The 20,179-nt window shown below is 47.0% G+C and carries 17 protein-coding genes; 1 reads left to right on the top strand and 16 read right to left on the bottom strand.

The genetic code is table 11. The annotated features are described in order from the left end of the window. Positions 1 to 10: 10 nt before the first annotated feature. From lhgO to CWI35_RS00300, 14 genes are all read right to left on the bottom strand, one after another. Positions 11 to 1,207 carry an L-2-hydroxyglutarate oxidase gene (gene lhgO / locus CWI35_RS00370; protein ID WP_066228809.1) on the bottom strand — a complete coding sequence of 399 codons (1,197 nt, stop codon included), beginning with the start codon at positions 1,205 to 1,207 and terminating at the stop codon, positions 11 to 13. A 175-nt stretch (positions 1,208 to 1,382) separates the two neighbouring features. After that, positions 1,383 to 2,177, bottom strand: a complete 795-nt coding sequence (locus tag CWI35_RS00365; RefSeq protein ID WP_119877357.1) for an ABC transporter permease — start codon at positions 2,175 to 2,177, stop codon at positions 1,383 to 1,385. Further along, positions 2,177 to 3,109: an ABC transporter permease gene (locus CWI35_RS00360; protein WP_025948812.1), complete on the bottom strand. Its 933-nt coding sequence runs from the start codon at positions 3,107 to 3,109 to the stop codon at positions 2,177 to 2,179. The genes CWI35_RS00365 and CWI35_RS00360 overlap by 1 nt, the downstream gene beginning before the upstream one ends. Next, a complete protein-coding gene (locus CWI35_RS00355) occupies positions 3,073 to 4,179 on the bottom strand; it encodes an ABC transporter ATP-binding protein (RefSeq protein ID WP_066228812.1) in 1,107 nt (368 codons plus the stop codon). The genes CWI35_RS00360 and CWI35_RS00355 overlap by 37 nt, the downstream gene beginning before the upstream one ends. A gap of 18 nt (positions 4,180 to 4,197) precedes the next feature. Further along, the gene (locus tag CWI35_RS00350; RefSeq protein ID WP_066228814.1) at positions 4,198 to 5,304 is read right to left on the bottom strand and encodes an ABC transporter substrate-binding protein; all 1,107 of its coding nucleotides are present in this window, start codon (positions 5,302 to 5,304) and stop codon (positions 4,198 to 4,200) included. Positions 5,305 to 5,473: 169 nt separating this feature from the next. After that, on the bottom strand, positions 5,474 to 6,787 hold the full coding sequence (locus CWI35_RS00345) for a (Fe-S)-binding protein (RefSeq protein WP_066228817.1): 1,314 nt from the start codon (positions 6,785 to 6,787) through the stop codon (positions 5,474 to 5,476). Next, on the bottom strand, positions 6,787 to 8,196 hold the full coding sequence (locus CWI35_RS00340; protein ID WP_025948808.1) for an FAD-binding oxidoreductase: 1,410 nt from the start codon (positions 8,194 to 8,196) through the stop codon (positions 6,787 to 6,789). The genes CWI35_RS00345 and CWI35_RS00340 overlap by 1 nt, the downstream gene beginning before the upstream one ends. A 13-nt stretch (positions 8,197 to 8,209) precedes the next feature. Continuing rightward, positions 8,210 to 8,875 (bottom strand): FadR/GntR family transcriptional regulator, encoded by a 666-nt coding sequence (locus tag CWI35_RS00335; RefSeq protein WP_236567204.1) that lies wholly within the window; start codon positions 8,873 to 8,875, stop codon positions 8,210 to 8,212. A gap of 457 nt (positions 8,876 to 9,332) precedes the next feature. Then, positions 9,333 to 10,652 carry an ABC transporter substrate-binding protein gene (locus CWI35_RS00330; protein WP_066228823.1) on the bottom strand — a complete coding sequence of 440 codons (1,320 nt, stop codon included), beginning with the start codon at positions 10,650 to 10,652 and terminating at the stop codon, positions 9,333 to 9,335. 17 nt (positions 10,653 to 10,669) lie between these two features. Further along, positions 10,670 to 11,482: a carbohydrate ABC transporter permease gene (locus CWI35_RS00325; protein WP_066228825.1), complete on the bottom strand. Its 813-nt coding sequence runs from the start codon at positions 11,480 to 11,482 to the stop codon at positions 10,670 to 10,672. Further along, complete coding sequence (locus CWI35_RS00320; RefSeq protein ID WP_119877355.1) at positions 11,479 to 12,423, bottom strand: carbohydrate ABC transporter permease; 945 nt, start codon at positions 12,421 to 12,423, stop codon at positions 11,479 to 11,481. The genes CWI35_RS00325 and CWI35_RS00320 overlap by 4 nt, the downstream gene beginning before the upstream one ends. Next, positions 12,420 to 13,523, bottom strand: a complete 1,104-nt coding sequence (locus CWI35_RS00315) for an ABC transporter ATP-binding protein (RefSeq protein ID WP_033012400.1) — start codon at positions 13,521 to 13,523, stop codon at positions 12,420 to 12,422. The genes CWI35_RS00320 and CWI35_RS00315 overlap by 4 nt, the downstream gene beginning before the upstream one ends. Positions 13,524 to 13,718: 195 nt before the next feature. After that, positions 13,719 to 15,209 carry a peptide MFS transporter gene (locus CWI35_RS00310; RefSeq protein ID WP_020278624.1) on the bottom strand — a complete coding sequence of 497 codons (1,491 nt, stop codon included), beginning with the start codon at positions 15,207 to 15,209 and terminating at the stop codon, positions 13,719 to 13,721. Between the two features lie 400 nt (positions 15,210 to 15,609). Next, on the bottom strand, positions 15,610 to 16,890 hold the full coding sequence (locus tag CWI35_RS00300) for an IS110 family RNA-guided transposase (RefSeq protein ID WP_119877354.1): 1,281 nt from the start codon (positions 16,888 to 16,890) through the stop codon (positions 15,610 to 15,612). A gap of 523 nt (positions 16,891 to 17,413) precedes the next feature. Here CWI35_RS00300 and CWI35_RS00295 point away from each other — a divergent pair. Further along, positions 17,414 to 17,938, top strand: a complete 525-nt coding sequence (locus tag CWI35_RS00295) for a gamma carbonic anhydrase family protein (protein WP_021322410.1) — start codon at positions 17,414 to 17,416, stop codon at positions 17,936 to 17,938. 139 nt (positions 17,939 to 18,077) lie between these two features. Here the strand turns inward: CWI35_RS00295 and CWI35_RS00290 are convergent, their stop codons facing one another. Further along, positions 18,078 to 19,073 carry an alpha-ketoacid dehydrogenase subunit beta gene (locus CWI35_RS00290; RefSeq protein WP_119877353.1) on the bottom strand — a complete coding sequence of 332 codons (996 nt, stop codon included), beginning with the start codon at positions 19,071 to 19,073 and terminating at the stop codon, positions 18,078 to 18,080. Next, a complete protein-coding gene (pdhA, locus tag CWI35_RS00285) occupies positions 19,070 to 20,140 on the bottom strand; it encodes a pyruvate dehydrogenase (acetyl-transferring) E1 component subunit alpha (protein ID WP_011231513.1) in 1,071 nt (356 codons plus the stop codon). The genes CWI35_RS00290 and pdhA overlap by 4 nt, the downstream gene beginning before the upstream one ends. Between the last annotated feature and the right edge of the window lie 39 nt (positions 20,141 to 20,179).

The raw sequence follows: 20,179 nt of genomic DNA, 5'->3' as shown, positions 1-20,179 counted from the left end.
CAGACTGCCCTCAACACCCCGCCATCTCAAGAGTTCGCCGTGCGATCTCTTCTCCAATAGGAAAACAGGCTGTTGCCGCAGGCGATGGGGCATTTAAAACATGAACGGTTCTCTTCGTATTAATAATGTAAAAATCATCAACGAGTGTTCCATCAGAGCGCAATGCTTGGGCGCGTACGCCTGCCGGCGCCGGGATCAAATCGTCCGCCTCTACATCTGGAAGCAAACGCTGGACATTTTTTACAAAAGATATTTTGCTATATGAACGGACCATTTCTTCCATTCCTTCTCGCCAGTACGTCAAGGCTAATTTCCAAAACCCCCTAAACGAGAAAGTATCTAGCAGGTCCTTGACATCCACATCCGTTTTTCTGTATCCTTCACGCTTGAATCCAAGTACAGCATTTGGTCCCACTTCCACCTCACCATTGATCATTCTTGTTAAATGAACGCCAAGAAAAGGAAATTGTGGATTCGGAACAGGATACACTAAGTTTTTCACAAGGTAGCGTTTTTCAGGGCGCAACTTATAGTACTCCCCGCGAAAAGGAACAATTTTTAGGTCCATTGCTACTCCCGAAGCACGAGCAATACGGTCGCTATGCAACCCTGCACAGTTAACTGCAAAATCAAATGATTGGGCGCCGCGGTTAGTAATTACGCGGACTTTTGAACGCTCTTCTACGATTCGCTCCACCTTTGTATTTAATGATAGTTCGGCGCCTACATCCTTTAATAGTGATGCTATTATTTCACAAACCTTCTTATAATCGACGATGCCAGTTTCTTTTACATGAATAGCCCTGATCCCACTAACATACGGTTCGAAATCTCGCAAACGATCCTGACCAATCAACTCGAGATTCAGACCGTTTTGCAACCCACGGTCATATAAGTTTTTCAAGAGTGGAAGCTCTTGCTCACTCGTGGCTACAATCACTTTTCCACACCGTTCAAAAGGAATCCCATATTTCTGACAAAAACGAATGAGCGCTTCCCCTCCTGATCTCGCAAATTTTGCTTTATAACTTCCAGGTTTATAATAAATCCCTGAATGAATAACACCGCTGTTATGGCCTGTTTGATGCGCTCCCCAATGATTTTCCTTTTCAATCACTGTAATTTCCGCCTCTGGTCTAGCCTGCTTAATAGAATAAGCGGCAGCTAAGCCAACAATTCCTCCTCCAATAATGGCTATATGAATCATGTTAAGATCTCCTTATTTCATACTTTCTTTTCGGAATAGTCTCTGTTCGCTGTGCTCTACATCATTTAAAAAAATTTCCGCTTTTTGCTACCGACAGAAAAGAAAGAACGGGGAAATTCTTCCCCATCTTTAACACGATGCTTCGTCATGTAAGCAATCACAATAAAGTGAACGGTTAGTGGGCACTTCCCAACAGTTTTCCAACACCATGAATTTTCTCTAAAATCAAAATAAGTACAATTGAAATCAAAATTACAACACTCGAAACCGAAGCAACAATCGGACTATATGCATCTTGCATTGTTGAAAAAATTTCCAAAGGCAATGTTCTCATCTCAGGAGACACCATAAATAATGAAACCGTAACATTATCAAATGAAGTCAAAAAAGAGAATAACGCCCCGGATAAGACCGCCGGCCGAATTAAAGGAAATGTTACTTTCCAAAAAACAACCACCGGACTAGCTCCAAGAATTGCCGCTGCCCGTTCCAAATTGTAATCAAAACCACTTAATCCTGTTAGGACAAAACGAACTACATATGGTACACAAATAATAATATGAGCGATCAAAAATCCCGTCGGAGTACCCGCTAACAACATAGGCGTGAAATAAATTAATAAGGCAATGCCCAGTACCAATTGTGGAACAGTCAACGGAGCGGTTAACAACGAGACAAGATAAGATTTCCCAGGTATATCGTATTTGGCAATAGCAAGAGCTCCTAATGTTCCCAACAAGACTGAAAACAATGATGCTAAAAAAGCGAATTTTACACTATTCCAAAAAGCTTCGACAAACTCTGGCCGTTCTAGCAACTTGGTGTACCATTGTAGTGAGAAACCCTTTGGCGGAAAACTCGGATAATTGGCGCTGGTAAGTGAAGCCGGAATGGTTACAACCAATGGGATTAAGATGTAAATGAGACTAATTATGGCTAGTAATAGTCTCAATCTTCTCAAAATACTCATTAGCGAAACACCTCCCGATAGCGCCCCTTTTCCATCATTCGAGTAAAAATAGTAACCATGATTAATGTAATGCCAAGGAGAACATACGAAATGGCAGATCCGTACGTCCAACGCAGTAAGTTAATAATTTGGTCATAAGCCACAACCGGGAGCATAGGTACATTTGCCCCTCCCATCAGCGCTGGAGTCACATAGGCACTCATCGACATGCTAAAGACCAACACGACCCCTGATACAATCCCTGGTAAACTCAATGGCAAGGTAACCGACCAAAATGAACGGAGAGGACCGGCGCCGAGAATGGCTGCAGCTTTCTCAAGAGATGGATCAATATTATATAAACTTGTAGCAACCGATAAAATCATAAATGGTAAATAGGCATTAGACAGTCCTATAACGACACCTATCTCCGAAAATAACAATTTAGGCGGTGAAGTGGTAATACCAAGGCTAATTAATAATTGATGGACTGTCCCGTTTGGTAATAAGAGAAGATACCATCCGAAATTACGCACAACAATGCTAATAAGCAACGGTGAGGCTACAAGCAAAGTTAATAATCCGCGGACACGCGGGGAACATTTAGCCATTGTTAATGCTACAGGATAACCGAGCAACAGGGATACCACTACAGTGTACAGGCTTATTTTGATTGTCAGCCATAACGAATGTAAATAGTAAGAATCAGTAAAAAAATGTACGTAGTTTCCTATGCTATAAAACGCATTCGTTTCCCCTTTGGTTTCAATAAAACTTAAATATAAAATGTAAAGCATTGGTATCACAAAAAAACCGAAAATAAATGCCACTAGGGGGAACAAAAGCAAACCGCAATATATATATTTTCTCCAATTTCTTTTTCTCCTTGCCGTAACAATTTCTGTTGACAATCTGACTATTTTTTGACGATCATCATATCTGACGGGTTCCATCCCACAGTCACCTCAGCTCCTATTTTCCAATCCGATTTAACGAAAGGTTGTAGCACTTGCACCCGTTTTCCAAACAATAGCAACTCAATTTCCCAAGCGGAGCCAAGATAGTTCATTTGAACGATCGAAGCATTGTACTTGTTGTAATAAAAAATTTCTGGCTCGCTTTCTTGTTCCTGAATGGTTAATTTTTCTGGTCGAATGTACAGTTTGACCTCATCTCCAATTGAATAAGAACGTTCCGGGCCCATCATATTTTTTGACTCAACGAGTACCTGAACGCCTTCCTCTAACTCAATACATACCATTCGACTGTCGACCGTTTTTACTTTACCCTCTAATTGGTTTGATTTCCCAATAAATTGAAAAACGAACTCGGTGCATGGATGCTCATAGATTTCCGTTGGTGTTCCAACTTGTTCAATTATTCCTTTATTCATTACCACGATTCGATCAGACAGGGAAAGTGCCTCCTCTTGGTCATGTGTAACAAAAATAGTTGTAACCCCCACCTCTTTCTGCAAACGCTTAATTTCAGCCCTTAATTCATAACGTAATTTAGCATCAAGATTGCTGAGTGGCTCGTCAAGCAACAATAACATTGGTTGCACTACTAGAGCACGAGCAATTGCCACCCGTTGTCGTTGCCCTCCGGATAATTGGCGCGGATACCTATTCTCCAATCCCACCATTTTCACTAACTCTAACGCCTGCTCGATTCTCTTCTTCCTCTCTTCTTTTGGAACTTTACGCAAAGATAAACCAAAATCAAGGTTTTCATAAACAGTCATATGCGGAAATAGAGAATATGTTTGGAATACCATTCCTAAACCACGTTTATACGGAGGAATATGTGTCACTTTTTTCCCTTTAATAAATACTTCTCCTTTATCAATATCAAGAAAACCAGCAATGACATTAAGTGTTGATGTTTTGCCGCACCCAGAAGGGCCAAGCAAGGTGAGTAGTTCACCTTGCTTGACTTGTAAATCGATACCGTTTAGGATAACGTTTTTCCCAATCTGTTTATAAACTCCCCTTATTTCTACGTCATTTACTACTGTTTGCATATGCTTTCACTCCCTAATTTATTTGCTAACCTTTTTCCCTAATTCTGGTGTAACTTCTTTAGCCCAACGATCTGTCCATTCTTCCCGAATTTCTGCCATCTTTTTAAAATCAGGGCGGAAAACATGATCACTATCTTTTAGACCAATAGATTTTTCGTACTTGGGCGCTACCTTCATTTCTTTGAGCACCGGGTAGAAACCGCTTTCTGCGATTTGTTTTTGCGACTCCTCACTTATCAAAAAGTTTACGAATTTTATCGCCGCTTCTTTATGTGGAGCATTCTTGACAACCGTCGCGCTGAATGCTTGCAATGGCGCTCCCTCTTTCGGAATAACCATTTTCAAAGGCACTCCCATATCAATCAACTCAGCTATCGCATAGCTGCCCATAACAGTGACATCTGCTGCTCCTTGTTGCACAGCTGGCATCATTTGAGTAGAGTTTTTGTAGAATGTATTGGAATAGCTAGCTAATTCCTTGGCTTTTTGCAAACCAGGTTCCAAATTATCCAAACTCCCACCATTAGCATTGGCAAGGTTATAAAGCAAAGCAAAACCCCAGTCATTGGCAATGTCGGCGAATGCTGTTTTTCCGTTATATTCAGGTCGAATAAGGTCATTCCAGGATGTAATGGGTGCCCACTTGTGTTTCTCAAACGTTTCCGTATTGTATGCAGGAGCAATTACCAACCCAAATACAGGCACCCCAACATTATTTACGACAACAAATCGCGGATCAACCTTATCCATGTTAGGAACTGTCGATGGATCTAATTTTTCAGTCAACCCTTTGTCATTAGCTCTTTGTACGTCCAAGGGTACATAAAACGCGACATCGTATTGGGGGGCATTTTTCTGCAATTCCACCTTTGACAATATTTCTCCAGATAACCCAGGAACAAAGTTTACTTTAATTCCGTATTCTTTCTCAAATTTTGGAGCAATTACTTCGCGAATAGCTCTCTCGATTTTGCCGCCATTCCCCGCGACTGTAATTTCAGTCGCACCATCTCCCGAATTGCTAGCCGGTTTAGCTTCGCTAGTTGTTTTAGGATTTGGAACACTGCAACCGACTAAAGACATAACAATTATAGAAACTAATATGGCAATCCAGCGTTTTTTCATTCGATTTCCCTCCTAACCTCTATTTACCTAGTTGTAAAACACATAGCCCTTCTACCATCCAATTTTCTTAATTACCATACATTCTTTTTGCCCCCCCTCAATAGAAAACGTTTTCACAAATGTTTATGTTAAAAAACAGAGATGCTCGGTTTTGTATAATATTGATTTTTTAAATCCACCTATTTTCCGTGACTTCACATGCCTCGGCGAGCAATTCAACAAGATGAACTGCCTTTATATGATCATGGAGATTTTCCTTGGCAATGCCCACCTTCATTTGCAATAAACAACCTGGATTAGTCGTTACAATAACATTCGCCTTTGTATCCTTAATATCAGACATTTTTGCATTAAGGATGTTCATAGACTCTTCAAAATGAATTAAATTATAAATCCCACCCGAACCACAGCAAAGGTTAGGCTTATTTAATCGTATAAACTCAATGCCTTCAATCGACTGAATCAATGCTTCCGGCTCTTTTGTAACTTTTTGAACATTAGTCATATGGCAAGAAGGCTGGTAAGTAACCCTGTAAGATAAGACTCTCTCTAGTTTTAAACCAAGCTTATTTAAAATCACGCTAATATCTGCTACCTTTTGCTTAAAATGTCTTGCGCGCTCCAACCATTCGGGATCACCTTCGAACAATCCATCATATTCCTTCAGCATGGCGCCGCAACCTCCCGCGCTATTTACAATATAATCAAACTCCTCTTTTTCAAACACTTCAATGTTCCGTTTTGCCATTTCTTTTGCTAGTTCTTCTTCCCCAGCATGCAGTTGCAACGCACCGCAACATGTTTGATCATTAACTACGACAACCTCGCAACCAACCTTTTGCAACAGGCGAATGCTAAGTAAATTAATTCGGTAAAAAACCGCTTCCATCACACAGCCGGTGAAAAATGCAACTTTCAAAGCCGGACGCTCGCTAATCGAAGGGTATCGGCGACCATCGTTTTTTCGAAAAGGAGGTTTCGCTTCAGTTAACCCCTTATCAAATAACTCCAACTTTTTCGGGAGCAAATATCGAAGCGGCTTCATATGAACAACCTTTTTCACACCTGATTTCTGATATACCCATAGAAAGCTACCAAGCTTATTCATGATGCTTTTACTTGGAAACACATGTTTAAAGACGAAACCCTCACAAAAACGCCGCAATGGAGACGAAGTCTGCTTTTTGTGATAGCGAATACTGCCTTTTACAAGCTCAAGCATTTTCCCATATTGGATGTTGCTCGGACAAACATGTTCACATGCACGACAGCCAAGACAAAGATCGATTGGAACACTTAATTCATTCACTGTGATATGTCCCTCTGCCGCCATGCGAACAAGATTGATGCGCCCCCTTGGGGTTTGTGTTTCCGTTTTCATTGTCAAATAGGTAGGACAGGAGGGCAGACAATAGCCACATCGAACACAGTCATATGTTAAATCCGCCGCCTTCTTTAAATACACGTTTTCTTGGGCTTCCATTATCTTAACACCAACCTGTCACCTGGTTTTGGGAAAATCTTTCCTGGATTCATAATGTTATTTGGATCCCACGCCTGTTTAATGCGTTTCATCATTTCAAGCGAAAACTGATCAAATTCCATTGGCATAAAGGACTTTTTCATCAGCCCGATTCCATGTTCCCCGGAAAGCGTTCCTCCGAGATCAAGGGCGGCTTCAAAAATCGCAGCCACCGCTTTCTCTACCTTCTTCATTTCCTCTTTATTGCGCTGATCACAAAGAATGTTTGGATGAAGGTTTCCGTCGCCGGCATGCCCAAAAACAACGAGCTCGATGTCGAATTTGTCTTTAATTTCCCTTAACCGTTTTAGAAAAGATGGAATTTGGCTTCTTGGAACCGTCGCATCTTCAGAAATTTTCGTCGGTTTATGTCGCGCAACAGCCGGAGACACAAGTTTTCGCGCTTTCCACATTTTTTCTTCTTGGTCACTCGTTTCAGCTTTTTGGACGCGCAACGCTCCTGTCTTTTGCATTAATTTATAAACATAGTCCGCCTCATCTCGAATAGCTAGGGGATGACCGTCAAGTTCTATAAAAAGAACCGCTTCGGCATTGATAGGCAATCCCATCGGCCGGTAACTTTCCACCGCCCAGATAGACGCTTGATCCATGAACTCGATCTTCGACGGAAGAATCCCCGAAGTAAGTACATTGGTAATCGCATAGCCCGCTTGCACAATATCATCGAAAACTGCCATAAGAGAAATCGTCGCCTGCGGTCTTGGAATAAGACGCAAAATTGCCTCTGTAATAATGCCAAGTGTTCCTTCTGAGCCAACAATTAATTTCGTTAAGTCATAACCTGTGACATTTTTGATCGTTCGTCCACCTGTGCGTATAATATGGCCTTCCGGTGTGACGACTTGCAATCCTAAAACATAATCTTTCGTTACTCCGTATTTCAGCCCCCGCGGCCCGCCCGAATTTTCCGCAATATTTCCAGCAATCGTCGAGACATTAGAACTGCTCGGATCTGGGGGATACATAAGACCAACTTTTTGAGCAGCCCGATCAATGTCAGCTGTAATTACACCTGGAGAAACAACAGCAATCATATCATCCCTGTGGATTTCCAATACATCATTCCATAAAGATACATCAATCACTATCCCGCCCTCAATAGGCAAAGCCCCTCCACTTAATCCAGACGCATTCCCTCTTGGTGTAATGGGTATTTTTTCTCGATTGGCGAGCTTAATAATTTCAGAAACTTCCTCCACACACTTCACTTGACAAACAAGATCAGGCACAAAAAAACCAAAAGACGCATCATACCCATAACTAAGAAGATCTGTTTTTTTAATAAGAACTCTTCTTTCTTCTCCAATAATCCGAACAATTTGATCTACAATATCCGGTTGTAACGGCATCACTCACCACCTCTTATATACCTTTGTAACGAGCGATGACACTTTCAAGATGATAACGCATAGCCTGACGTGCTTTTACTCCATCACCAGACAATATGGCTTCATAGATAGCACGATGCTCTTGAAGCACCTTCACAGGATCTCCTGCTCCGGCAAATGTATTGACCGCATTTTTCGTAACAGATTTAAAAAGCTTATCAGAGATGAATTCCATTATTCTAAAAAACAGCGCATTTTGAGACATTGACGATATTTGCATATGAAAAGAAAAATCTGATCTAGCCGGCAATTTTCCTGACATAACCTCTTTCTCCAGCTCAGAAAACAATTGTGTTAACTTTCTTTTACCATCTTCTGTTCCTCTTATTGCTGCATAATAAGCTGCTTCCACTTCAATCGCTTGGCGAAATTCCATAAGTTCATGAATTTCAGTGTCGTCATCCCCAAAAATATAATTTAAATCAAGCAAATGGTTTCCTGTCTCCCTTACAAAGGTTCCTACTCCAGGGCGTATCTCCAAAACACCAATAGCTTCCATAACAGCAATGGCTTCCTTAATTGTTGTGCGTGATACCTGAAACTTTTCCGCTAAATCACGTTCCGAAGGTAGTTTATCACCTGGCTGCAACTGCCCCAAACGGATAGCTTGTTGAATTTGTTCAATAATCGCTTGGTACACTCTTTTCTTCCTGATAGGCTTAATATCCATTTTTTCCTCTCCACATTCCTTAGAAGTTAATATTTCTGAAGATCTCTCTTATGGTCGGCAATTCCTGAATAAGTAGTAATAAAAGGAGCAGATAACTTTTTGTTCAATAAATATTGTAAACCTTCGGAGGTTCAGTGGTTGGTCCACTGTACCACTACACTTAGAATGTACCATAAAAAATATTTGTTTGTAAATAATAAATTTACTAAATATATTAAATATTTAATTTTTTATTAAGTATGTTAAGCTTTTCAGCTTTATTTATGACATATAAAAAAGTTGTTTCAAAAAATTGTATTTACTTCTATGGGCTAAATATTTTGCTTTATGCGTATATACATCAATAAGAAAAGGCGTCCCGATCCTTTTGGGGACACCTTCTGTTTATTTTTCCTCCTTCCTCATAGTTCGGGAAAAACCTTACACCTCAACGCCCCGCCCCCTGCAACGCCCGGTTCGTTTCTTCGGCCGCCTGATCGAGCGCTTCTTGCGGGTCGATTCCTTCATACAACCGTTCCATCGCTTTCACGACATGTTGCCGAGATTCAGGGAAGACGGTGATGAGCGCCCCTTGGGTGGCAGGGGTTGATTTTGTTTCATGCAGCTGGTCCACCGTCACTTTTAATTGCGGGTATTTCGCCCATTCATCTTTGACGAGCGGCTCATCGTACGCAGCTGGATTGATGGCAAAATACCCCGTGCGCACATGCCACTTGGCTTGGACGGGAGCGGTCGTCAAGTATTTCATGAACTCCCATGCCGCTTTTTGTTCCTCTTCACTGCTTCCTTTCATCATCCAAAGCGAAGCGCCGCCGATAATGACGCCTTGGCGCTCGACGCCATCCGGAACAGGCAAATACGAGACGCCAACGTCAAACGGCGAGTTGTTGATCACCGTTTTCACGCCAGCGGATGAATCTAAATACATGGCGATTTTTCCTGCTTGGAAGGCGGCGCGCATGTCGTCCCAATTTTGGCCGGCGTTGTAAAACGTGCCGTCTCGATACATGTCGCGGATCAACTCAAATACACGCTTTCCTTCCGTTCCGTTAAACACCGCTTTTGTCGCGTCGCCGTTTCGGCCGTTGTCGTTGTTCACATACAATCCGCCTTGCACGGCCACCATTTCTTCGAAAAACCAGCCGTAGTTCAAAATGGAAAATCCGTACCGCTCCGTTTCCTTTCCTTTTTTCTTTGTCAGCTTTTTCGCCGCTTCTTTCAACTCGCTGTAGGTGAGCGGCGGCTTTTCTGGATCGATCCCGGCTTCGCGAAACGCATCTTTATTGTAAATCAATACAGGGGTTGACGAGTTAAATGGCATCGAGTAAATCCGCCCGTTCACCGTATAATAATTGACAATATTTTTCTCCCATTGCGAAACATCATACTTGTCTTTATCGATCCATGTCTGCACCGGGACGACCTTTCCGCTGTCGATCATATGCTTTGTCCCGACTTCAAACGTCTGCATGATCGTCGGCGCGTCTTTTGTCCCGGCTACCGCATTCCATTTCGTCAGCGCCTCTTCATAGGTGCCTTGAAACACCGGCTTCACCTCAATCTCTGGATGGGTTTGGTTAAAATCAGCGACAATGTCATTCAGTACCGGCTCCAAATCCCCGCTCATCGAATGCCAAAACACCACTTCTGTTTTGCCTCCCGCCGCTTCGCCCGCATCTTCACTTGAGCATCCCGCGGCAAGCCCAATAAACATCAAGGTTAAGAAACTGGCCAAAACCTTTCTCATCTTGTTTCTCCTCCCCACTATTGAATCGCTCCTTGCATAAGCCCTTTGCGCAATTGCTTCTGTCCGGCAAACAACAGCAACAAAGTCGGAAGCATCGCGATAACCGCCGCTGCCATGACGACGCCCCAGCTGCTGGCGATCTCTTGCGTCTGCAGCTGCTTGAGCCCGATCTGCACGGTGCGGACGCGATCATCGTTTGTAACGAGCAGCGGCCATAAATACATATTCCAAGCGTCCAAAAAGCTGTAAACAGCCAGCGTTACCAAACTCGTTTTTGAAAGCGGCAGTACGACGCGGCAAAAAAAGCGGAAATTCCCGATGCCGGACAACTGCGCCGCCTCATACAGCTCGTGCGGAATTTGCTTAAACTGCTGCCGCAATAAAAAGATGCCAAACGCCATCGCCCAAAACGGCACGATGAGCCCTACGTAATGGTTTGTCCAGCCAAGCGCTTGGATTGTCAAAAAGTTTGGGATCACAGTCGCTTCCCACGGAACGAGCATGGTGGCAATGCAAATGTAAAACCACCGATCCCGACCCGGAAAGCGGAGAAACACAAAAGCGAAAGCGGCGAGACTTGACACGATGAGGCGCCCCAATGTAATCATGAAAGCCACAAAAAAGCTGTTCCATAAATATCTCCCAAGCGGCGCCTGTTGAAACGCGGCCTCATAATTGACCAATGTCCAATTCTCAGGCCATAGGCGTCCTGACAAAATAGCGGCTCCATCCATCAAACTCATCAGAAGAGCATAAGCCACTGGAAACAAGATGACAACCGAGCATAGGCATAACAACACATAGTGAGCCGTTGCCCGCGCCGCTCTCATTGGTAATGCACCTTCCTCTCGGCAAACCGAAACTGCAAAAAAGTGACGAGGGCGATGATGAGAAAAAGTACAATGGCTTGCGCGCTCGCGGAACCAAACTGATAGTTGACGAACGCTTCCCTGTAAATCGCGTAAACGAACACATTCGTGGCCTCCACCGGCCCGCCTTTCGTTAAAAAGTCAATTTGTCCGAACGTTTGCAGCGCTTGAATGAGCGAGACAGTCGTGACAAAAAACAACGTCGGCGACAACAGCGGCACAGTCACTGTCCACAGCTGGCGCCAATAGCTCATTCCAGCGATGCGTGCGCTTTCGTACAAGGATGGATCGATGTTTTGCAGGCCGGCCAGCAACAATAAAAAGGTCAGCCCGATATTCATCCAGATCGTCGCCGCCGCCACCGCATACAATGCCGTGTCCTGGTCAAGGAGCCATGAAACAGGAACCCCGCCGATCGCGGACAACAAACGATTGATGATCCCGATCGCCGGATTGTACATAAACATCCAAATCACCGAAGCGACTCCCACGCTCATCCCCATCGTAGAAGCAAAAATCGTCCGGAAGATTCCGATTCCTTTCCGCGTTTCATGAACGAGCAACGCTAAACCGAACGAAACGGCGACCGTCGTCGGGACAGTGAGCGCCGCAAACAGAATCGTCGCCTTCAAACTATGCCAAAACGATGCATCTTGAAGAAGAGCAACAAAATGCGCCAAACCGACAAATTCCGTCGGGTGCCCTTGATAATCGGTGTGAAACACGCTTAAATACATCGTTCTCCCCAACGGGTAAAAGAGAAACACGCCAAACAGTAGGAGCGAAGGACAAAGATACACCATCCCTTCCAACCACGATTTTATTGCGGCCTGCCGCGCCTCCCGCTTCGTCCGGACCGACCATGGCGCTGGGGAGGGAACCGTTGAAACACGCTCATTCATTGGTGAACCCACACCTCCTCCCGCTTGATGGACGGGGCTCCAATTCGCTTTCCAGACGCATCGAAAAACAGGAAATCCTGCTCATCAAACGTCAATGGCACCACTTCTCCCAAACGGATGCGCCATTGTCCATTCCATCGTGCTGTCCAATAAAGATTTTTTGCCAACTCAAACGTCACTAACGTTTCATTGCCGAGCCACTCGACATGGCTGACTTTGACGGCCATAGATTCTTCTCCTGATTCCGCCGGCTCAATATGTTCCGGCCGCAGTCCGACGATCACCCGTTCAGCCTTCGGCAAAGAACGACGCCGAAGACGGATGGGCCGCTCGTTTTGCAATAAGAGGGAATGGTTCAGCACATGCGCTTCCGCCAAATTCATCGGCGGTGTTCCGATAAATGAAGCGACAAACGTGTTATCTGGGCTATTGTATACATCAAGCGGACTGCCGATTTGTTGCGGACGGCCATCATGCAAAATCATCATCCGGTCAGCCATGGTCATCGCTTCCGTCTGATCGTGCGTGACATAAATCACAGTCATGCCGAGCTGACGTTGCAAACGTCGAAGCTCGCTCCTCATTTTCGCACGCAGCTTGGCATCTAAATTGGAGAGCGGTTCATCCATCAAACAAAGCGGAGTCTGCGCGACAATCGCTCGCCCTAAGGCAACGCGTTGACGCTGCCCCCCTGACAATTCCCGCGGCTTCCTATGCAGCACATCGGTCAATCCAAGCAATTCCGCCGCTTCCATGCAACGTTTCACTTGTTCTTCTTTCGGCACCTTTTGCGCCTGCAAGACAATCCGCATATTTTGCTCCACCGTCAAATGGGGATATAGCGCATAATTTTGAAAGACCATCGATAACCGGCGGGCGTGAGGGGGCCAATCATTCGCCACTTGTCCATCGATCAATACATATCCTGATGTCAGCGGCTCAAGGCCAGCGATCAGCCGCAAAATCGTGCTTTTGCCGCATCCCGATGGGCCGACAAGAACAAAAAACTCCCCTGATTCAATCGCGACATTCACATTCTCGACCGCGCTCTTTTTGCCTCCATACGATTTCGTCACCTCAACCAGCTCAAGAAACGCCATCCGCTTTTCTCCCCTTTCCTCTTTTTCTATTCCATCGTAATCCATTTTTGTAAACACCATCTGAACTTATTTTTTGATTTATGTAAATATTTTTTGAATAAAAAAAGAAGCTCTGCCAACGCAGAGCATCCTGTCACAGATTTGTAATCTTTTGGATCATCTGTTTTCCCTGTTGATACAAACATCAGCGTGATATTAACGAACGCCCTTCATGAGCCGCTGAATGCTCGGGGCGAGCAAAAACAAGATGACGCTTAACACAACCGCCGCCCCGCCGATCGTGCCGAAATAGGCCGTTTCGTTTTCGGGCGTATAGAAGCGCACAAGCTGAGCGTTGATCGCTTGCGCGGCGGCGTTCGATAAAAACCAAAGGCTCATCGTTTGCGCTGAGAAGGCCGCAGGCGCAAGTTTCGTCGTCGCCGACAGGCCGACCGGCGACAGGCAAAGTTCACCAAGCACGACGATGAAATAGCTTAACACAAGCCAGATCGGATGGACGAGCCCTCCGCCGCTTAAATGGCCCGGCACGAGAATGACGATGAACGACAGGCCGGCAAACAACAAGCCGAGCGCGAATTTTTGCGGGATCGTCGGCTGCCGTTTACCGAGCTTCACCCACATCCATGCGAACACCGGAGCCAAAATGATAATAAATAACGGGTTCAGCGACTGGAACCATGCAGGCGACAAGTGGATGCCTGCTACATCCAACTGCGTCCGCTTGTCCGCATAGTTCGCCAAAATTGTCGATCCTTGTTCTTGAATCGCCCAAAACATCGCTGAAGCGACGAACAACGGAATGTAAGCGATCACGCGCGACCGCTCCTCCGCCGTCGTTTTCGGGCTGCGGTACATGACGACAAAATAGATGATCGGGATGATGATTCCTAAGATGCCGACAAGGGAAATAAACGTTTCCACAGTGAACCAACCGTTCGGAATCAAGATTGCTAGCAGCACGGCAATCACGACCGCCCCCACGGCCATGATCGAAGCCGCTTTTTTCTTTTCTGCCGGCGTCAGCGGGTTGGGCACGTACGTCCCCGCCAACCCGAGGTTTTTCTTTCTTGTCGCCACAAATACGACAAGCCCGAGAAACATCCCGACAGCTGCAAGGCCGAAGCCGAGGTGGAAGTTATACTTCATCCCCGCGGTACCGACAACAAGCGGAGCCAAAAAGGCGCCAAGGTTAATCCCCATGTAAAAAATGCTGAATCCGGCGTCGCGGCGGTCATCGCCAGGCTTGTACATATCGCCGACAATGCTCGAAACGTTCGGTTTCAACAACCCGGTTCCCAAGACGATGAGCGCCATCGACACAAACAGCGCCGTCACCCCGCCCGGAATCGCCAGGGCGATATGACCAGCCATAATGAGAAGGCCGCCGTAAAAGACCGCGCGCGACGTGCCAAACACCCGGTCGGCAAGCCAGCCGCCAATGATTCCGGACATGTACACAAGCGCCCCATAAATCGACATAATCGCGAGCGCCAGATGCTCATCAAGCCCGAGCCCGCCTTTCGATACTTCGTAATACATGTAGTACACTAAAATGGCGCGCATGCCGTAGTACGAAAAGCGCTCCCAAAACTCGGTGAAAAAGAGCGTAAACAGCCCTTTCGGATGGCCGAAAAAGCCGCGCTGGGGAACGCTGGCAGCGATTTGTTGCTTGTCGATCGATGACATAACCACTACCTACCTCCCTCTAGAAATGTTGATGTATCAAGGCTTTTCGGCCTCTCAGGGGTGTCCAAAAAATATTTTTCGACAAAATCCCTTACATCCTTTTTCAGTTTTGTGGATATCTTACAGACCTAGGGTGCGCTTCGCGGCCACGGCTGGGGATATTTTCCTTCCGTGGGGAGAAGCGTATTCGATGCACCCTTTGGATCTCCGCGTCGCTGATGAGGACGAACCCTCCCATGTCTCCGGGCGTCTTCGCGCCAACATTCCCTCGTTCGGTCTCGTCATCAGGCGGAGGCCGGCCAAGCTCCTTTGGGGACTCAAGGTCGAATGGATAAAATCACGCCAGCTTCTCCGGTGTCATCTGGTTGTCCAACGATTCTTCCGTTCGCAGGGGGAGGCCTTAGGCCGCCCGTTGCACCTGGGACAAGACGTCCTGTTTCATTCGCTCCGCGTCAAAGGCTTGTTTCTTCGTACAAATCGCAAACAGCACATTCAACAGCTTCCGGCACAAGGCGACGATGGATTGCTTTCCGGTCAGCGGGTTGACGGATCGGGTCGTGTAATATTCATGCAGCTCGCGAAACGCCTCGTTGTGCCGAATCAGCGGAATCATCGCCCGAAACAGCACCGATCGCAGCCGTTTCCGTCCCCGTTTGGAGATGTGCTTTTGCCCTTTGCGCTGGCCGGAGGAGTTCTCCTTGAGCGTCAGGCCCGCCAACTTCACCAATTGACGCGGGTCCCGATAATGGGCGAAGCTGCCGATCTCCGCCAGAAGATCGATAATCGTGGCGTCTCCCAACCCGTCGACCGTTTTCAACCATTGATACTCCATCGTCGTTTGAACCAATGCCTTCAACTCGGCGTCCAGTGCGGCGATCTCCGCCTCCAATTGGCGGTATCGGCGGACGAGCGCGGCGATCTCAAACCGGGCCATCGTCGTCCCTTCCGTCACCCCAATCGAGTCCTTCGCGGCGTTGATCAACGCCTGAATTTTGGCCTTCTGCGGGCATTTCAGCCCTTCGCTTTGCCGGTACACCTCGATGAGCTCCTCGGCGGTCCGACCCGCCATATCGGCCGGAAACGGCGTCCACTCCAACACCGAAAGCGCCGTTTTTCCCAGATCGCGAAACACCATCCAAAACTCCGGAAAATACCGGTCGGTCCAGCGGATGATCGCATTTTTCACCGCCGTCTGTTCCTTGCGGAGCTTCTCTTTGAGCGTGCTTCCCACGCGCAAATCGGCTTCGATCTCGTGCAGCAGCCGGGGGACGAGGAATCGTCCGTCTTTCGCCAGTCTGGCGATGACTAGGGCATCTTTGGCGTCATGTTTCGTCGGCAGGTTGTCATCGAGTTCTTTCGACCGGCACACATGCGCCGGGTTGACCATGACCAACGGGATCCCGTGCTCCTCGAGGAAGTAGGCCAGGTTCAACCAGTAGTGCCCGGTCGGCTCCACCGCGACGATCACCTCTGACTTCCCGAACGCTTGCATCGCCTCCTGAATCGCTTCATACAGCTGGCGAAAGCCCTCTTTCGACTGGAAGATCGGGAACGATTTGCGAAGGACACGCCCCCGGTCATCCACGAAGCAGGCGTAGTGGGTTCGTTTCGCGATATCGATGCCCACGACAAGCGTTTGTTCGGTGACTTGATCAATTTTATAGTTTTGTGTACAATTCATCTGAAGTCCTCCTTGGTATGGTGAGTGATGTGTTTGACACCCCTGCATCATACCAAGAGGGCTTTTTTTGATCAAGTCCCCGGAAAAGCTCCTAACGGGAATGCTCCTTTAAATTCTTTTAATATAATAATTCATTATGTTTATATTGTCAAAAAAATTTTGTATGATTTATATCATGGTAAATAAAACAATAATATTAAGAAAAATAATATTATTTAAATAAAAATTCTGAAAAACATTTCTCCCTTTCCGTTTTCTTCGTTATAGGAAAAACCCTTTTCCAAGAGCGGATCATCGATATGTTATGCCGCCGGTCGCTTGAACATGAAGCGGCAATTTCAGATCTTCGCCTTGCCCTCAAAGGCTGATGCCCGCCTCATTGCCGCTTTCGCTCCGCGAGGCATTGTGCATGAATCTATGCTTATTGATGATGGGAAAAGACATTGTTCATTCCGTCCATTTTCTCCCCCGTGCAAAATGTGTTATACTGATCATGACACATAAAATGAAGGGGGATGTGGGGATGCTATACCCGTATAACGGAAAACGTCCGAATGTTCATGAAACCGCATTCATTGCCCCGGGAGCCTATTTGATCGGAGACGTCACCGTCGGTCCGGAATCGACCATTTGGTTCAATGCCGTGCTGCGCGGCGATGAAGGACCGATTACGATCGGCGCTCGAACGAGCATTCAAGACAATACGACCTGCCATTTGTACGAAGGGTCGCCGCTCATTGTTGAAGATGAAGTGACGGTCGGGCATAATGTGATCCTTCACGGCTGCACGATCCGCCGGCGCTCGATCATCGGCATGGGGTCGACGATTTTGGATGGGGCCGAAATCGGTGAAGAATGCATCATCGGCGCCAACACGTTGATTCCGTCCGGCAAAAAGATTCCGCCCCGCTCACTCGTCATTGGCTCGCCTGGAAAAGTGGTGCGTGAACTGACGGACAAAGACCTTGAGCTCATCCAGCTGTCGATTGATACATACGTGCAAAAAGGAAAAGAGTATCGCGAACAGCTGGCCAATCATCGGGAGTAACATCAGCACCATCCCATCAACGAGATGGCTGCGCAAAAAACGATCGACGCGGCCGTCATACGGCTTATCGAAGAAAGAAAAAGAGCCAGCCGAAAAGGCATGGCTCTTTCTTTGCGCTTCCGATTCATGTCGGATGCAACTAGAAACGCATCACTTTTTCCATCGCGTGCAGCACGCGCGACGGCGTTGGCAAATAATCGTCTTCATAGGCGAAAAACGGAACCGGAACGTCAAATCCCGTCACCCGTTCGACTGGTGCATGTTGATAGAAAAACGATGTGTCATTGATGACGGCGAGAATGTCATTGGCTAACCCACCGGTCGCATGCGCTTCTTGGACAATGACGGCTCTTCCTGTCTTTTGCACCGACTCGGCGATGATGTCCTTGTCAAGCGGGTAAAGCGTACGCAAGTCGATGACATCGGCATCAATCCCTTTTTTCGCCGCCTCTTCCGCCGCCTTTATGGCGACCGGCACCATGGCTCCCCATGCAATGACGGTCACGTCGTCCCCTTCACGTAGTTTTTTCCCTTTGCCAATTTCAATCGTATATTTTCCTTCCGGAACGTCTTCGCGAAACGCACGATAACTGCGCATCGGTTCTAAGAAGAGAACAGGGTCCGGGTCTTCAATCGCGGCGATGAGCAACCCTTTGGCGTCATACGGCGACGCGGGACAGACGACTTTGATGCCTGGCATATGGGTAAACAGCGCTTCCATGCTGTCCGAATGAATTTCCGGGGCCCGCACGCCCGCGCCGTACGGGGCGCGAATGACCAAGGGCACGGTAAAATGCCCTCTCGTCCGCGCACGCATGCGTGCCGCATGGGTCATGATTTGTTCATAGGCTGGATAGATAAAACCTAAAAACTGAATTTCTACGACAGGACGAAATCCACCAAGCGCCATTCCAATCGCTGCACCAGTAAATCCTGCCTCGCTTAACGGCGTGTCCATCACCCTCTCCTCGCCAAATTCCTCCAGCAATCCTTCGGTGGCGCGAAACACACCGCCATTTTTTCCAATATCTTCCCCGAGCAGGATGACATCTTCACGCTCTTTTAGCATGGTACGAAGCGCATCATTGACCGCTTGCACGATGGTGAGCGATTTGACGCCTACTTTGGTGATCATCTTTCCATCCCCCGCTTCCACTGAAGATACGCTTCTTTCTGCTCCGCAATCGTCCATGTCGGTTGGGCGAACACAAAGTCAAACATGTCAGATACATTCGCTTTTGGATAGCTCTCCATTTCCACAACCGCCTGCTCGATTTCGGCGTTCACTTCCTCTTGCACTTGATTCGCCCACTTTTCATCCCACCAGCCTTCCCGCTGCATCAACCGCTCGACCCGCTTAATCGGATCGGTTGTTTCGCGCCGTTTTTGGCTTTCCTCCTGGTCGCGGTATCTGGACGGGTCATCGGACGTCGTATGGGCGCCATAACGCCATGTCACCGCTTCGATTAACGTCGGCCCCCCTCCGTTTCTCGCCCGCTCGAGCGCCTCAGTTGTTTTGAAATACACGGCAAACACGTCATTTCCATCGATGCGAAGGCCGGGAATATCGTACGCCAACGCTTTTTGCGCGATCGTTTTTGTCTTCATCTGACGGGTGATCGGAACAGAAATCGCATATTGGTTGTTTTGGTTGAAAAAGACGACAGGCGCGTTGAAAACGCTCGCGAAATTCAATCCCTCATGGAAATCTCCTTCTGATGTCGCCCCATCACCGAAGTACACAATCACCGCATTTTTCGTCCCCTTCCATTTTTCGGCGCACGCCGCCCCCGCTGCATGAGGGAGTTGCGTGGCAATCGGAACGCTCGGCGGAACGATTTTTTTTCCCTCAGGTGGAACACACCCTTCCGTCCGCCCTTTCCAGTATAAAAGCGTTTGCGTTAAGGAACGGCCGAACGTCATCATCGCCCCATGATCGCGATAGGTCGGAAACATCCAATCACCATCGTTGAGTGCAAGCGCGCTTCCGACTTGACACGCCTCTTGCCCTTCGTACGGCACATACGTCCCGATGCGCCCTTGCCGCTGCAGGCTGATACATTTTCGGTCAACCATTCTCGTGCGAATCAGATGGCGGTACATCGTCATCGTCAATTCTTTCGTGATTTGTTCACGATATTCAGGCTGCACAATCGTTCCTTCTTCATTCAATACTTGCACAATCGGAAAATCGAGTTCCATGCCATTCCTCCTCCCCATGGTATTTGAATGGCTGATCGA

The sequence above is a fragment of the [Bacillus] caldolyticus genome (genome assembly GCF_003595605.1).
Lineage (GTDB): Bacteria > Bacillota > Bacilli > Bacillales > Anoxybacillaceae > Geobacillus > Geobacillus thermoleovorans.
The sequence above is the reverse complement of the archived record's forward strand: the minus strand, read 5'-3'. Positions and strand labels throughout refer to the sequence as shown.

Bases quoted from the DNA above. Each gene is read 5' to 3' on its own strand.
- CWI35_RS00360 (WP_025948812.1), bottom strand. From the start codon at position 3,109: ATGGAACCCGTCAGATATGATGATCGTCAAAAAATAGTCAGATTGTCA.
- CWI35_RS00355 (WP_066228812.1), bottom strand. From the start codon at position 4,179: ATGCAAACAGTAGTAAATGACGTAGAAATAAGGGGAGTTTATAAACAG.
- CWI35_RS00320 (WP_119877355.1), bottom strand. From the start codon at position 12,423: ATGAATGAGCGTGTTTCAACGGTTCCCTCCCCAGCGCCATGGTCGGTC.
- lhgO (WP_066228809.1), bottom strand. From the start codon at position 1,207: ATGATTCATATAGCCATTATTGGAGGAGGAATTGTTGGCTTAGCTGCC.
- CWI35_RS00350 (WP_066228814.1), bottom strand. From the start codon at position 5,304: ATGAAAAAACGCTGGATTGCCATATTAGTTTCTATAATTGTTATGTCT.
- pdhA (WP_011231513.1), bottom strand. From the start codon at position 20,140: ATGGAACTCGATTTTCCGATTGTGCAAGTATTGAATGAAGAAGGAACG.
- CWI35_RS00295 (WP_021322410.1), top strand. From the start codon at position 17,414: ATGCTATACCCGTATAACGGAAAACGTCCGAATGTTCATGAAACCGCA.
- CWI35_RS00325 (WP_066228825.1), bottom strand. From the start codon at position 11,482: ATGAGAGCGGCGCGGGCAACGGCTCACTATGTGTTGTTATGCCTATGC.
- CWI35_RS00345 (WP_066228817.1), bottom strand. From the start codon at position 6,787: ATGGAAGCCCAAGAAAACGTGTATTTAAAGAAGGCGGCGGATTTAACA.
- CWI35_RS00315 (WP_033012400.1), bottom strand. From the start codon at position 13,523: ATGGCGTTTCTTGAGCTGGTTGAGGTGACGAAATCGTATGGAGGCAAA.
- CWI35_RS00330 (WP_066228823.1), bottom strand. From the start codon at position 10,652: ATGAGAAAGGTTTTGGCCAGTTTCTTAACCTTGATGTTTATTGGGCTT.
- CWI35_RS00365 (WP_119877357.1), bottom strand. From the start codon at position 2,177: ATGAGTATTTTGAGAAGATTGAGACTATTACTAGCCATAATTAGTCTC.
- CWI35_RS00340 (WP_025948808.1), bottom strand. From the start codon at position 8,196: ATGCCGTTACAACCGGATATTGTAGATCAAATTGTTCGGATTATTGGA.
- CWI35_RS00300 (WP_119877354.1), bottom strand. From the start codon at position 16,890: ATGAATTGTACACAAAACTATAAAATTGATCAAGTCACCGAACAAACG.
- CWI35_RS00310 (WP_020278624.1), bottom strand. From the start codon at position 15,209: ATGTCATCGATCGACAAGCAACAAATCGCTGCCAGCGTTCCCCAGCGC.
- CWI35_RS00290 (WP_119877353.1), bottom strand. From the start codon at position 19,073: ATGATCACCAAAGTAGGCGTCAAATCGCTCACCATCGTGCAAGCGGTC.